Annotated in this window: 13 protein-coding genes and 1 tRNA gene; 9 read left to right on the top strand and 5 right to left on the bottom strand. The window is 57.2% G+C overall.

The window, feature by feature from the left end; all coding sequences use genetic code 11:
• The first annotated feature begins 91 nt into the window (after positions 1–91).
• Positions 92–167 (top strand) — tRNA-Phe (locus tag AB1E37_RS23430).
• A 455-nt stretch (positions 168–622) separates the two neighbouring features.
• On the opposite strand, the gene AB1E37_RS23435 is transcribed toward AB1E37_RS23430, so the two are convergent.
• Together AB1E37_RS23435 and AB1E37_RS23440 are read right to left on the bottom strand one after the other, a co-directional pair.
• Positions 623–2,007, bottom strand: a protein-coding gene (locus AB1E37_RS23435; RefSeq protein ID WP_367776871.1) for an IS3-like element ISKpn1 family transposase whose coding sequence is annotated in 2 segments (ribosomal slippage) — positions 623–1,539 and positions 1,539–2,007 — 1,386 coding nt in all. Because the reading frame shifts where the segments join, the coding sequence is not laid out codon by codon here.
• Positions 2,008–2,148: 141 nt separating this feature from the next.
• Positions 2,149–2,505, bottom strand: coding sequence for a PerC family transcriptional regulator (locus AB1E37_RS23440; protein WP_305953346.1), 357 nt, complete (start codon positions 2,503–2,505; stop codon positions 2,149–2,151).
• A gap of 128 nt (positions 2,506–2,633) precedes the next feature.
• Between AB1E37_RS23440 and AB1E37_RS23445 the strand changes: the two genes are divergently transcribed.
• Positions 2,634–2,756: a hypothetical protein gene (locus tag AB1E37_RS23445; protein ID WP_004146686.1), complete on the top strand. Its 123-nt coding sequence runs from the start codon at positions 2,634–2,636 to the stop codon at positions 2,754–2,756.
• Here the strand turns inward: AB1E37_RS23445 and AB1E37_RS23450 are convergent.
• Positions 2,751–3,317 (bottom strand): LuxR C-terminal-related transcriptional regulator, encoded by a 567-nt coding sequence (locus AB1E37_RS23450; RefSeq protein WP_002885396.1) that lies wholly within the window; start codon positions 3,315–3,317, stop codon positions 2,751–2,753. The genes AB1E37_RS23445 and AB1E37_RS23450 overlap by 6 nt on opposite strands.
• 633 nt (positions 3,318–3,950) lie before the next feature.
• Between AB1E37_RS23450 and pgaA the strand changes: the two genes are divergently transcribed.
• The 4 genes from pgaA to pgaD are packed head-to-tail and all read left to right on the top strand — an operon-like array spanning position 3,951 to position 10,192.
• The gene (gene pgaA, locus AB1E37_RS23455) at positions 3,951–6,398 is read left to right on the top strand and encodes a poly-beta-1,6 N-acetyl-D-glucosamine export porin PgaA (protein ID WP_074193683.1); all 2,448 of its coding nucleotides are present in this window, start codon (positions 3,951–3,953) and stop codon (positions 6,396–6,398) included.
• 8 nt (positions 6,399–6,406) lie between these two features.
• A complete protein-coding gene (pgaB, locus tag AB1E37_RS23460; RefSeq protein WP_004221994.1) occupies positions 6,407–8,422 on the top strand; it encodes a poly-beta-1,6-N-acetyl-D-glucosamine N-deacetylase PgaB in 2,016 nt (671 codons plus the stop codon).
• Complete coding sequence (gene pgaC, locus AB1E37_RS23465; protein WP_002885393.1) at positions 8,415–9,743, top strand: poly-beta-1,6-N-acetyl-D-glucosamine synthase; 1,329 nt, start codon at positions 8,415–8,417, stop codon at positions 9,741–9,743. Before pgaB ends, pgaC begins: the two co-directional genes overlap by 8 nt.
• Complete coding sequence (pgaD, locus tag AB1E37_RS23470; RefSeq protein WP_004177775.1) at positions 9,743–10,192, top strand: poly-beta-1,6-N-acetyl-D-glucosamine biosynthesis protein PgaD; 450 nt, start codon at positions 9,743–9,745, stop codon at positions 10,190–10,192. Before pgaC ends, pgaD begins: the two co-directional genes overlap by 1 nt.
• A gap of 45 nt (positions 10,193–10,237) precedes the next feature.
• Here pgaD and AB1E37_RS23475 read toward each other — a convergent pair whose 3' ends face one another.
• Entirely contained in the window at positions 10,238–11,023 is a 786-nt protein-coding gene (locus AB1E37_RS23475) for a DsbA family protein (RefSeq protein WP_002885391.1), read from the bottom strand.
• A gap of 225 nt (positions 11,024–11,248) precedes the next feature.
• On the opposite strand from AB1E37_RS23475, the gene AB1E37_RS23480 reads away from it, so the two are divergent.
• Positions 11,249–11,932, top strand: coding sequence for a TerC family protein (locus AB1E37_RS23480; protein WP_032448210.1), 684 nt, complete (start codon positions 11,249–11,251; stop codon positions 11,930–11,932).
• On the opposite strand, the gene AB1E37_RS23485 is transcribed toward AB1E37_RS23480, so the two are convergent.
• A complete protein-coding gene (locus tag AB1E37_RS23485) occupies positions 11,889–12,002 on the bottom strand; it encodes a hypothetical protein (RefSeq protein WP_020316611.1) in 114 nt (37 codons plus the stop codon). The two genes, AB1E37_RS23480 and AB1E37_RS23485, sit on opposite strands and share 44 nt — an antisense overlap.
• A 75-nt stretch (positions 12,003–12,077) precedes the next feature.
• Between AB1E37_RS23485 and cbpA the strand changes: the two genes are divergently transcribed.
• A complete protein-coding gene (gene cbpA, locus AB1E37_RS23490) occupies positions 12,078–12,995 on the top strand; it encodes a curved DNA-binding protein (protein WP_002885338.1) in 918 nt (305 codons plus the stop codon).
• Positions 12,995–13,300, top strand: coding sequence for a chaperone modulator CbpM (cbpM, locus tag AB1E37_RS23495; protein WP_002885324.1), 306 nt, complete (start codon positions 12,995–12,997; stop codon positions 13,298–13,300). Before cbpA ends, cbpM begins: the two co-directional genes overlap by 1 nt.
• Positions 13,301–13,351: the final 51 nt, after the last annotated feature.

Consider the following 13,351-nt stretch of genomic DNA (forward strand, 5'->3'; position numbering starts at 1 on the left):
ACGCAGAATTGCCGCAAAGATAAGCAATCGATAAGTAATTTAAGAAATTTGGTTGACGGGGTGGGCGGATTACGGTTTAATGCGCCCCGTTGCCCGGATAGCTCAGTCGGTAGAGCAGGGGATTGAAAATCCCCGTGTCCTTGGTTCGATTCCGAGTCCGGGCACCACTATTTAAAGAACCCGCCCAAAAGGCGGGTTTTTGCTTTTCTGCATCCGGACTCTTCATCGAACTCCGTTCGATTATTCGCCGCACAGCGGCTCACCCCTTCGGGGCCAGCGCGGCAAGCGCGCTGTTCAACGCCTGCGGCGTTAGTCCGAGTCCGGGCACCACTATTTAAAGAACCCGCCTAAAAGGCGGGTTTTTGCTTTTCTGCATCCGGACTCTTCATCGAACTCCGTTCGATTATTCGCCGCACAGCGGCTCACCCCTTCGGGGCCAGCGCGGCAAGCGCGCTGTTCAACGCCTGCGGCGTTAGTCCGAGTCCGGGCACCACTATTTAAAGAACCCGCCCAAAAGGCGGGTTTTTGCTTTTCTGCATCCGGACTCTTCATCGAACTCCGTTCTATCACCCGCTGCCCGGCGGCGCTGCTGGACTGACCCCATAAAGTTGGATGGTTCATATTAAGCGGCTCTCAGAGCCTGGGTTCGGTACTCTACCGGACTCAGGCCTTTTAATTTCAGGCTTATCCGCTCGTTGTTGTAGTAATGGATATAGTCCTCTACGGCTTTTCTTAGCGCACTGACACTCCTGAACTCCCTCAGATAAAAACACTCCGATTTCAGGGTCCCGAAGAAGTTTTCCATCACTGCATTATCCAGGCAGTTTCCTTTACGCGACATACTCTGCGTCATCCCATGCGCCTTTAAACGTTCCTGATAGCTCCTCATCCTGTAATGCCAGCCCTGATCCGAGTGCAGCAGCGGAGCATCTCCCGGTCTGAGCTTCGGGAACGCACCGTCCAGCATCGTATTCACCATCTCCATCACCGGCCTTTCCGACAGGCTGTAGGCGATAACCTCCCGGTTAAACAGATCGAGAACTGACGACAGGTAAAGCTTTTTTCCCTGTACCGGGAACTCTGTCACATGTACCGGGAACTCTGTCACATCTGTTACCCATTTTTCGTTGGCTTTTGACGCACCGAAGTTCCGGCTCAGGATATTGGGCGCGGCCTCGCCCGTTCTCCCTTTCCAGGCACGATATTTTTTCGCCCTTATCACAGACCGGAGTGACAGTTCTGCCATCAGCCGCTGCACTGTTTTATGGTTTATCCGCAGCCCCTGTTTTCTCAGTGCGAGCGTGATCCTGCGGTAGCCATAACGACCTTTGTGATAGTGGTATATCTTCCTGATGTTCTCTTTAAGACCCGCATACCTGTCCCCTTGCTTCAGTGCATTCATATTGTAATACCACGTGCTACGGGACATACCGGCCGCCCGCAGAAGGTCCCGCAGAGCGTGTTCATGCCTTAGTTCACTGATTATCAGGGCTTTTTGCCATTTTTTTCGCTCTGAACCAAGGCTTTCAACTTTTTTAGATAGGCATTCTCTGCCCGCAGATAACGCAGTTCGGCCCTGAGCTCTTCGGGGGAGAGTTTTTCCAGCTCTTTATCTGTCAGTGGTGGGATATTTTTTGGCTTTGTCATTTGTCCGGGCCGTCCGCATTGCATGTTTAAAAGACCTTCCGCTCCGGCATCGTTGTACACGTCGAGCCAGCGCCGGACAAGTATTTCTGCGGAGAGATTAAACCGGGCAGCCGCTTCACGCATCGTCAGGCGGTCACTGATAACCGCCCGGACGACCACGAGTTTAAATTCATCGGAATAATGATTATTTTTTGCAGTCAGGCCTTCTGCACCGTGGAACTGCCATGCCCTGACCCAGCGACGGACAGATGTTCTTTCAATACCAAAAAGGTCGGCTGTACTCTGTTCTCCGTCTTTACCGGACAAATAATGATTAACCACAGCCAGTTTTGTTTCAGGGGAATACTTTGGTTTAGCCATAAAATTGCACCTTACTCAGTTGGGTGTCCAACTTTTGGGGTGCAGTCCATGCGCTTGCGCGGGCCTACGCTGTTTGAACCTGTGGAGGACCCGCAGGCCGGATAAGGCGAAGCCGTCAGGCAAACGTCGTGAAGAAAGGCATTACTCGGCGGCCGTTTTCCCTTTGCCGGGCAGCCTGAATGCTTCGCCATAGGGCTTCGCAATGCCCATACGATATTGAGTCTCTTTCGCCGCCTGGTGGAGGTCGGCAAACTCCTCTTTCGGCGCCGGCGGACGTTGCGCCTTTTTCAGACACTGATTGCGATGGTGACGGATCCACTCTCGGTCCTCATCGTCCAGACAACGCTGCATCACCTCAATCCATCTGGATGCCGCCCGACGGTAGAGCCCGCATGCCTCTAACCGCTCAGCAATACTGTCCCTTATTCTCATCCACCTCGCTCCTCTGATGCTTTCACGATATCTCATGGTATTCCGACGCGTGAGTCGGAATACCATGGTAGTGTTAATTTATGACAAAACTATTCCTGTGCGGCGCAAGGAATATATTCATTATAATAATCGCTGTGCATAGCAAACCGCATTGGCGGTAAATACTTCCAAAGAGCTCCGGAATTATATGCCGAATGCCATCATCGATACCGCCAGGTATCGACGGTTGTACCTATCAATATCTATTTAATTTATTAGATTTTCGTCAACAAATACCTTGCGATAACATCCATTCTCTGTACAGCGAAGCTTCATAACGAACGTTCGGTCTGCTCCAGCAGCTTATTTCGAAAGATAAATAAGCAAGCTTCATTAAAATTATCTAACCCCAACCGCTCATAAAGCGCAGTACGCTTGCGGTAAAGGCTTTTTAGTGACGTATTGAGATTGACGGCCACCTCCTCCATGGTCATCCCCGCCATGAGTAAACGTAACATTAACTGTTCAGACAAACTTAAGCGCAGATCGTCAAACCACTCTTTGGTCAGACGCTTGCTATTCATCTCCAGAAAAAGGCCAAATAATGTCGCCATATCCGCGGGTGATAATGACATGTTTAAAAACGATTTCAGGCTCAGTAAATGCTCTTCCCGATGGCGCATATCGAGGACGATACAACATATTCGCTTTCTGGATTTCGCCGCTGCCAGCACGAGATAATCGTAATGGCAAAGCGGCGAGCGGCTATCAACCAGCAGAGAGACTTCATCAACCTCATTATCTAAAATCGCTTTTCCGCTAGAATCTAACTGAATGATATCAGGAAAAAAATTCTTAACACCTTGAAAAAGATAGTAATCTTGGGTAACCAATATCATTAAAGTTGCCACAAATCGTCCCTTTAACATTTAATCAACAAATTCTCGTCAACCAGACGTTTTACCTCCCCCTATGGAACGCTTCGCATGGCGGTGAAAATAACGAGACCTGTGATTTATCATTAGCGCGGCATCTGAATCTGGCTGTGAAAACCCTCCTTGCGTTCTGACAGGAAATAAACAGATTGATTATAAATAAAAAAAATCCACAGAAAAGATGCTTTTTTTGCTATTGAGAATTTTTGTCAGAAATCATCTTAAATATTGCCTAAAAAACTCTAACCCCAACTAAATATAAGTCACACCGCCATTTTGAAACAAAATTCCACCTGACTTTCTTTTTTATTTATATCAGTAGGTTAAAGAAATCAACTTGAACACTTCCGTTCGAATGAAGTCGATTTTACAGAATTATCTTAAAACGCAGACCATAATTTATCCATATTTATCGGTTGCCGTATCGGGTATAAATTACCCATTCATTTATCAACAGGAGATATGTTTATTAGTTTGCAATAGGTCATTCACCTGCAGTGCCAGTCAGCTAAATGGGACCATCCTCATCCTTTAACTCACCGTCAAAGGACGGTCGTGTTGTGCAATGGATTCTTGATGAACATATGGCAAATAGAAATGGAAAGATCACCTTATTCAAATACGTTATTGTTTAATCGCAACACGAAACTCTCGCTATCAATCGGCTTGCTTTTGCTCTTCCCGGCGCTGGTTCAGGGAGCGGATTCGCTCTATGACCAGCAAATCTTGCAAGCGCGCCAAGGCCAGTACGCCCCCTTTCTCAGTTACCTTCAGCAGTACCAGCTGCGGCATGCCTTAACCCCTTCTCAGGTGGCGGACTGGCTGCAGGTGGCCCTCTGGGCCGGTCAGGACGATGAAGTGGTGAAAGTCTGGCGACGCTACCAGGTCTATATGCCGCTTCCCGCACGGGGCACCGCCGCCGCGGCGCAGGCCCTGCGCAACCAGAAGCAGTGGCAAACCTCGCTCACCCTCTGGCAGCAGGCGCTCAGCCAGGCCCCTGGCAGCGACGACTATCGTATCGGCTATATCAAAACGCTCGCCGATGCCCGCAAGGACGGCGAGGCGCTCAGCGAAGCGCGTCGCCTGGTGGCGGAGCAGGCGAGCGTTGCGCACCTGCAGACGCTCTCCTATGTCTACCTGCGGCTGGGCAAAAGCTGGGACCAGCTATTGGTGGACACGCAGATCCTCGATCGTGATCCGCAAAACAAAACCGCGCTGGCCAGCCTGATGGCGACCCTGACCCGCAACCGGATTGATTCCCCTGCTCTCGGCCTGGCGAATAGCGTCGAACTGACGCCTGCGGAAAAGCGTAACTTGCAGTTGAACGCCGCCGCCGAACTGGTGCGCCTTGCCGATACCCCTTCCCGCGAAGAAAAGGCGCGTTACGCGCTGGCCCGCACGGCGCTCACGCAGTATGACGCGATGATCGCCGCCTGGCACCCCGACCCACAGGCTGCGCCCGACATCATCCGGGCGCGTATTGATCGTCTGGGCGCGCTGTACGCCAGCGCCGAGTACGCGCAGGTCATCCGCGAATACCAAAGCCTGATCGCGCAGCAGCAGACCGTTCCCGACTGGGCCATCGGCTGGGTCATCTCCTCTTTTATCGCCCTTAAGCAAATTGAGCCTGCGCTGACGCTTATCCACCAGCATCCTTCGTGGCTGACAAGCCAACAGAATGAGGAACACGAGCTTTTCTACGCTCTGCTGGACACCGGTCAGTACCCGGAGGCGCAACGGTATGTCGCCCGCCTCACCAGGAATGCGCCCTACATCCGTCGTCTCTACGGCTCGCCAACGCCGCAGCCGAACGACGACTGGCTCACCGCACAGTCGCTTAACGTGCACTATTTAGCGGCTACCAACGACCTGCCGCAGGCCGAAGCCCGAATGCAGCGCCTGGCGGCGACGGCCCCTGGAAACCAGGGCCTGCAGATAGACTATGCCGCCCTTCTGCAGGAGAGAGGATTGCCACGGGCAGCCGAACGCCAGCTAAAAGCGGCGGAATCTCTGGAACCCGCCAGCCTGCAGCTGGAGCGCCAGCAGGCCTGGGTCGCCCTCGATCTGCAGGAGTGGCGGCAAATGGATCTGCTGGCTGACGACGTCGTCGCCCGCTCGCCACGGGATCTGAACACCCAGCGCCTGGCCAGAGCGCGCGAGATCCATCATCTCTCCGAGCTGCGCCTGAGCGTTGGCAAAGGGCTGCATTCCGACAACCCGGTGAGCGGCACGCACGACCTCAGTTTTGAGACGGCGATCTACAGCCCGCCGCTAGCCGACAGCTGGCGGTTGTTCGGCGGGCACCGCTTCGCTGAAGGCAATTTTGAAGAGGGGAAAGGCAGCCGTCGCCAGCTGTTTGCCGGTATTGAATGGCGTCCGCGCGACTACTGGGGCGAGCTTGAGCTCTCCAGCGTCAATTTTCACGGCGAGAACAAGCCCGGCGTCCGCCTTTCCGCCGCCCATGACGTTAGCGATCGCTGGCAGCTGGGCGGCGAACTGGAGCGGATTTCGCAGCAGACGCCGCTGCGCGCGTTACGCAACGGCGTCAGCGCCAACCGCGGCGAAGGCTGGCTGCGCTGGTCTCCAAACGAACGCCGGGAGTACCGCTTCAGCGCGGCCGCCAGCCGGTTTACCGATCGCAACCGCCGCCAGGAGTACACCCTCTCCGGTAAAGAACGCCTCTGGCAAACCCCATGGTTAACGCTGGATTTGCAGCCCGGTCTGTCGGCCAGCGCCAATAGCCGCACCGACACCGCCTACTACAGTCCGGCACGGGACCTCGCCGCCACCGCGGCGCTGGCCGTCGATCACACGCTTTACCAGCGCTATGACACCGTCTGGAGCCAGCAGTTACTGGCCGGCGGCGGCAGCTACTGGCAAAAAAATCACGCCGCCGGGGCGATCACGGTGCTGGGTTACGGGCAGCGCCTGCGCTGGAACAACGTCGTCGACACCGGGCTGATGCTGAACTGGGATAAGCGCCCCTACGACGGCAAACGTGAAAACAACCTCGCCATCACTCTTGATGCAAATATACGGTTTTAAGGATGACCATGCTGAACACGACCCTGCGCAACGGCCTGATGCTTCTCATCTGGCTGTGCCTTATCTTCAGCGTGCGTGCTGAGGAAGTCCCCTTCCTCGCCCCGCAGCAGCGCCCCCAACTGGAGGCCAATCAACCCTGGCCGGCGGATCGCTTTCTGGTGCTGGCCTACCATGACGTCGAAGACGATGCCGCCGACCAGCGTTATCTTTCGGTGCGCACCAGCGCACTCAATGAGCAGATCGCCTGGCTGCTGCATAACGGCTACCATGCGATTAGCGTTCAGGACATTCTCGATGCACATTATGGCTTAAAGTCGCTGCCGCCCAAGGCTTTTCTCCTCAGTTTTGACGATGGTTACAGCAGCTTTTACACCCGCGTATGGCCGCTGCTTAAAGCCTGGAACGTCCCGGCGCTATGGGCGCCGGTGGGCAGCTGGGTGGACACTCCCGCTGGTCAGCCCGTTAATTTTGGCGGCCTGATGACGCCCCGCGAGCGCTTCGCTACCTGGGAGATGGTGCGCGAGCTCAGCCGCTCGCCGCTGGTGGAGATCGGCGCTCACACCTGGGCCTCGCACTACGGTCTGCCGGCCAATCCGCAGGGCAGCCGCGAGCCTGCCGCCGCCAACCGCGGCTGGGATAAAACCACCGGCCGCTATGAAAGCGACGCGCAGTTTACCCGGCGAATGACCGATGATGTGCAGAAAGTAACGGCGAAAATCCATGAGGTTGCCGGGAAAACGCCGCGCGCCTGGGTGTGGCCCTACGGCGCCGCCAGCGGCAGCACCCTGGCCATCGCCAAACAGCAAGGGTATCAGCTGGCGTTTACGCTGAACGACGGCCTGGGCAACGTGAAGGATCTGGACAATATTCCACGCCTGCTGATCGCCGGTAACCCGTCGCTCAAGGCCTTTGCCAGCGCCGTGACCCAGATTCAGGAAGCCGATCCTGTTCGGGTGATGCATGTGGATCTGGACTATGTCTATGACCCCAATCCCGTCCAGCAGGCAAAGAATATCGATAAGCTAGTGCAGCGCGTCTATGACATGAAAATCAGCCACGTCTTTCTGCAGGCCTTCTCCGACCCGCAGGGCGACGGCACGGTCAAGTCACTCTATTTCCCCAACCGCTGGCTGCCGATGCGCGCCGACCTGTTTAACTTCGTCTCCTGGCAGTTGCAGACCCGCGGCAATGTGAAGGTTTATGCCTGGATGCCGGTGCTGGCCTTCGATCTTGCCTCAGATCTGCCGCGCGTTCAGCGCTGGGATCCGCAAACCGGGAAGGCGTTACTTGCCCGCCAGCCGTACGTCCGTCTGTCGCCCTGGGATCCCCAGGTTCGCCAGCAGATCACCGACATCTACGAAGATCTGGCCCGACACGCCAGCTTCAGCGGGATCCTGTTTCACGACGACGCCGTGCTGACCGATTTTGAAGACGTGAGCCCGGAGGCGGTCGCCGCCTGGCGGCAGACGGGTATGGCGCACGATGCCGCCCCGGTGCCCCAACGTCCGCAAGAGCGCCAGGCATGGATGCGTTTCAAAAGCCAAACCTTGACCCGCTTCACTCTGGATCTACGCCAGGCAGTGCAGGCCATCCGCGGCCCGCAGGTGAAAACGGCGCGTAATCTCTTCGCCCTGCCGATCCTGGAGCCGCAAAGCGAAGCCTGGTTTGCGCAGAATCTGGATGACTTCCTTGCCGCCTATGACTGGACGGTCCCCATGGCGATGCCGCTGATGGAGTCCGTGCCGATCGACGCCAGCCAGGCCTGGCTGACGCGGCTGGTGCAGGCCGTCGCCCGCCACCCGGGTGCGCTGAAGAAAACCATCTTTGAACTGCAGGCCAGAGACTGGAATCGACGCCAGCAAAACGCCATTCCCGACCAGCAGCTGGCGGACTGGATGCGTTTGCTGCGGCTGAACGGCGTCAAAAACTACGGCTACTACCCTGACGATTTTATTAACAACCAGCCTGATATCTCTCGTATCAGGCCGCAATTTTCTTCCTGGTGGTACCCTGACCATGACTGATCGCATTATCGCATTGTGCATTTTATGCCTCGTATTCGGGCTGCCGTTAGGTGTCGCAGCGGTATTTACCGGCGAGCTTATCCTCGACTTTGTCTTTTTCTGGCCGCTGTTTATGTCAGTGTTGTGGATCACCGGGGGTCTCTACTTCTGGTTTCAGCTGGAACGTCACTGGCCGTGGGGGGAGGATACCCCGCCGCCGACGCTGCCGGGCAATCCACTGATCTCGATCCTGATCCCCTGCTTTAACGAGGAGAAAAACGCCCGGGAAACCATCAGCGCAGCGCTGGCCCAGCGTTACGCCAATCTTGAAGTGATCGCGATTAACGACGGCTCTTCGGACAACACCGCCCAGGTGCTCCAGCAGCTGGCGCAGGAGGAGCCGAGGCTGCGGGTGATCCATCTGGCCGCCAATCAGGGAAAAGCGGTGGCGCTCAAAGCGGGCGCCGCCGCCGCCCGCGGCGATCTGCTGGTCTGCATCGATGGCGACGCCCTGCTGGACCGGGATACCGCGGCCTGGCTGGTCGCGCCGTTGATCCATTATCCGCACGTCGGGGCGGTCACCGGCAATCCGCGGATCCGCACCCGATCCACGCTGATCGGCCGCATTCAGGTTGGGGAGTTCTCGTCGATCATTGGGCTTATCAAACGGACGCAGCGGATCTATGGCCGGGTCTTTACCGTCTCCGGCGTAATCGCCGCCTTCCGGCGCCAGGCGCTGGCGGACGTCGGCTACTGGAGCCCGGATATGATCACTGAAGATATTGATATCAGCTGGAAGCTTCAGCTCCGCCACTGGGACATCTTTTTCGAGCCGCGAGCGCTGTGCTGGATCCTGATGCCGGAGACCCTCAAAGGGTTATGGAAGCAGCGTCTGCGCTGGGCCCAGGGCGGCGCCGAAGTCTTTCTGGTCAATCTGCGCCGCCTGTTTCACTGGCAGCATCACCGGATGTGGCCGCTGTTTCTGGAGTATGCCTGCTCCACGCTGTGGGCCTTTGCCTACGCGATCACCATTCTGCTGTTTATCCTCAGCCGCCTGATGCCGCTGCCTGACAATCTGGCGGTGCATAGCCTGTTTCCACCGGAATTCACCGGCATGCTGCTCGGCCTGATGTGCCTGCTGCAGTTCGTCGCCAGTCTGTATATCGAGCGGCGCTATGAGAAAAAGGTCGCCAAATCGCTGTTCTGGGTGATCTGGTTCCCGATGGTCTACTGGATGATCGGCCTGCTGACCACGCTGGTCGCTTTTCCGAAAGTGATGGTGAAACGTCAACGTTCCCGCGCGCGCTGGGTGAGTCCGGACCGGGGAAAAGGAAGCCTGTGATGAATGAAAATACGCTCATCTTAACCGAACATCGGGTGCTGCCCCGGCTGGTCGACGCCGGCTTAACGCTGCTGGCCTGGCTCGGTTTTCTGTTCTTTCTGTACGCCAATTTGCTGATGCAGTTCATCGCGCCGCCCTCTCCGCGCTGGGAATCGCTGATGGACTCCCTGAATACGGCGCTGGTGTATCTGCTGATTGCCGCGCTGAACGGCTGGCTGTTGATCCTCTGGTATCACTACAACCGGCGCCGCGCCCGTACCCGGCGTCATACCGCGGTGCTCGCTCTGCGCGACGATGAGCTGGCGAGCAGCTTTAACGTCGCGCCGCAGATTATCTCGGAGATGAGCCGCTATAATTTGCTCACCGTTTACCACGATCAAATCGGGCAGATTATTGATTTAAAAAGCCACGCGTTACCGCCGCCGCAGGAAGAGAGCGATGACGCATGAGAGCAAGGCCGCCGTCGGCGGCCTGGACAGGTAATACGCCGGGGATTAGCCGCCGGCTTTTTTGATGGCGGCTTCCAGCGAGGCTTTGTCTGCCAGCCCCGGGAAGACGGTGATGCTGGCTTCCGTGGCGCCGGTGGTCGGCATCACGATCACGCCCGGCGTGCCGCTCAGACCAATCTCCTGCGCCAGATCGTTTATGCTCTGCAGCACCGGTTCGACGTCGGCGGCCTTCTTCGCATCGAAGCCGGCTTTCTTCGCCTGCTGCTGGATATCCGCCGTCGTCAGCTTGCCTTCGTTATGGCCGGTAGCGTAAATCCCGTTATGGTAGGCCAGATAGGCATCCGCCCCTTTCTGCTGATAGATCTGCAGGCCGGTTTTTGCCGCCTCCAGCGAGCTTTCCCAGCGGCCGCCGAAAATCGGCCACTCTTTGAAGGCGAAGCGGGTCTGCGGGTGCGCTTTAATCACCTGCTCCATCACCGGCGCCAGACGGCTGCAGTAGACGCACTGGTAGTCGAAGAATTCGATCACCGTGACTTTGCCGTTGGCCGGGCCGTAGGTCGGGGTATTTTTATCCTGGGTCAACACGGCGGCGTTCTTCAGCACCGCCTGAGTGGCCGCGCTGGCCTGCTGCTCAGCCTGAATTTGCTGCAGTTTCTGGCTCGCCTGCAGCAGGACTTCCGGGTGGGCGACCAGATAGTCGGCGGCGATTTTGCCGATTTTCGCCTCCTGTTCCGGGGTGAAAGTCGCCGGCGCGTCAGCGGCAGAGGCCATCGCCGGCAGTAAGACAGCGCTCAGCAGGGCGACAGAGAGGTATTTCTTGTGGCCAGACATAGTGGGGATCCTTGCGATAAGTGAACGGCAGGTGAGTCTGGGCGACAAAATATCACCCTTTTTCGCCGAAGCCTTGCCCAACGGCGCCTTGATTCGTAACTTTATTTTTCAGGCTCTCTCTTTCCCGCGCGATAGCGCAGGTCTGCGCCAGTGGTCAACGCGGCCCAGGCGGAGTACCCTGCGCAGCGGTTTTTCTTGCTCTTTTTTCAGGTGGTTTCTCTCGATATGTATGCATTTCTTCAACAATGGGACATGGCAGTGATTATGCTGCAGATTGTCGCCATCGACTTACTGCTGGGTGGCGACAATGCCGTGGTGATCGCCATGGCCTGCCGCAAACTGCCGCCGCAGAAACGCACCAAAGCGATCATCATCGGTACCGTGGGCGCCATCCTGGCGCGCGTTCTGCTGCTGGCGATCGCTTTGTATCTCCTGTCGCTGCCGTGGCTGAAAATAGTCGGCGCGCTGCTCCTGCTGCGGATTGGCATCAAGCTGGTCAGGAATGAGGAAGAAGAGAGCGAGGTTAGCAGCTCTGGCAGCCTGTGGCGCACCGCGATCACCATCACCGTTGCCGATGTGATTATGTCGCTGGATAACGTACTGGCGGTAGCTGCTGCGGGGAAAGGGCACATTGCGCTGGTCGCCCTCGGCGTGGCGATCAGCATTCCGGTTATTGTCGCCGGCAGCAAGCTGGTGCTGGTCCTGCTCACCCGCTTTCCCGCGGTGGTGCTGCTGGGCGGGATGCTCATCGGCTGGATTGCCGGGTCAATGCTGGTCAGCGACCCTACCATTCGCCAGCTGTTTCCCAGCGCCGGCGAGGGCACCGCGCGCCTGGCTGGCGCCGTCGGCGCGCTGCTGGTGCTATTCACCGGATGGCGCCGCCGCCCACGGCCGCAGGCGAAAGACTAATCTTATCCACGGCGCCGTCTACCCCGACGGCGTCAAGTTTCCGCCACTTTTCTTCCCCGTCAGGGCGCATTTGCCCTACGCTTTATACTGACGCCTGTTCCAGGGAATATGTAACCACCGCACTGAGCATAGATGAGATAAAATCATGGAATTGAAGGATTATTATGCCATTCTCGGGGTGCAGCCAACCGACGATCTGAAAACCATCAAGACCGCCTACCGCCGCCTGGCGCGCAAATATCACCCCGACGTCAGTAAAGAAAACGATGCCGAAGCCAAATTTAAGGATCTCGCCGAAGCCTGGGAAGTCCTGAAAGATGAGCAACGGCGCGCCGAATACGATCAGCTCTGGCAGCATCGCAACGATCCCGGCTTCGGTCGCCAGCGACAGACCCACGAGCAGAGCTACAGTCAGCAAGATTTCGACGACATCTTCTCCTCCATGTTTGGCCAGCAGGCGCATCAGCGTCGTCGTCAACACGCGGCGCGCGGCCACGATCTGGAGATCGAAGTGGCGGTGTTCCTTGAAGAGACGCTGGCCGAGCAGACGCGCACCATCAGCTATAACCTGCCGGTGTACAACGTGTTTGGCATGATCGAAAGCGAAACACCGAAAACGCTGAATGTGAAGATCCCCGCCGGGGTAGTCGATGGTCAGCGTATCCGCCTGAAAGGCCAGGGGACGCCGGGGGAGAATGGCGGCCCGAACGGCGATCTGTGGCTGGTTATCCACATCGCCCCGCATCCGCTATTCGATATTGTCGGTCATAACCTGGAGATCGTCCTGCCGCTGGCGCCATGGGAGGCCGCGCTGGGCGCGAAAGTGACGGTGCCCACCCTGAAAGAGAGCATTCTGCTGACGGTGCCGCCGGGCAGTCAGGCAGGGCAGCGACTGCGTATCAAAGGGAAAGGACTCGTGAGCAAAACCCACACCGGCGATTTGTTCGCCGTTATTAAAATAGTGATGCCGCCAAAACCAGATGAAAAAGCGCGTGAGCTCTGGCAACAATTGGCCGCCGCCGAAGCCAGCTTCGATCCGCGTAAGACATGGGGGAAAGCCTGATGGCTACAGTAACAGTGACGTTTACCATTACCGAATTGTGCCTGCGTACCGGGGTGTCGGAAGAGGAGCTGACGGAGATCGTCGGCTTAGGGATGATTGAGCCACACCAGCCGCAGGCGGACACCTGGCTGTTCGACGACAGCGCGGTGACGATCGTGCATCGCGCGGTACGCCTGCGTAACGAGCTGGAGCTGGACTGGCCGGGAATTGCGGTGGCGCTGACCCTGCTGGATGAGAACGCGCGGCTGACCCGCGAAAATCGCCTGCTGCAGCAGCGCCTGGCGCGCTTCCTCGCCCACGGATAGGGGTGCCATCCCGGGTCGTGGCGTTCCTTCTTCGCGCCGGGTGGCGGCTAC

It is taken from the genome of Klebsiella sp. Shm-1 (assembly GCF_040804525.1).
GTDB lineage: Bacteria > Pseudomonadota > Gammaproteobacteria > Enterobacterales > Enterobacteriaceae > Klebsiella > Klebsiella pneumoniae.

Coding starts and splice junctions, on each gene's coding strand:
- AB1E37_RS23485 (WP_020316611.1), bottom strand. CDS start 12,002: ATGCGCCCTGACGGGGAAGAAAAGTGGCGGAAACTTGACGCCGTCGGG.
- pgaC (WP_002885393.1), top strand. CDS start 8,415: ATGACTGATCGCATTATCGCATTGTGCATTTTATGCCTCGTATTCGGG.
- AB1E37_RS23445 (WP_004146686.1), top strand. CDS start 2,634: ATGCCATCATCGATACCGCCAGGTATCGACGGTTGTACCTATCAATAT.
- cbpM (WP_002885324.1), top strand. CDS start 12,995: ATGGCTACAGTAACAGTGACGTTTACCATTACCGAATTGTGCCTGCGT.
- cbpA (WP_002885338.1), top strand. CDS start 12,078: ATGGAATTGAAGGATTATTATGCCATTCTCGGGGTGCAGCCAACCGAC.
- AB1E37_RS23440 (WP_305953346.1), bottom strand. CDS start 2,505: ATGGTATTCCGACTCACGCGTCGGAATACCATGAGATATCGTGAAAGC.
- AB1E37_RS23480 (WP_032448210.1), top strand. CDS start 11,249: ATGTATGCATTTCTTCAACAATGGGACATGGCAGTGATTATGCTGCAG.
- AB1E37_RS23475 (WP_002885391.1), bottom strand. CDS start 11,023: ATGTCTGGCCACAAGAAATACCTCTCTGTCGCCCTGCTGAGCGCTGTC.
- pgaA (WP_074193683.1), top strand. CDS start 3,951: ATGGAAAGATCACCTTATTCAAATACGTTATTGTTTAATCGCAACACG.
- pgaB (WP_004221994.1), top strand. CDS start 6,407: ATGCTGAACACGACCCTGCGCAACGGCCTGATGCTTCTCATCTGGCTG.
- pgaD (WP_004177775.1), top strand. CDS start 9,743: ATGAATGAAAATACGCTCATCTTAACCGAACATCGGGTGCTGCCCCGG.
- AB1E37_RS23450 (WP_002885396.1), bottom strand. CDS start 3,317: ATGATATTGGTTACCCAAGATTACTATCTTTTTCAAGGTGTTAAGAAT.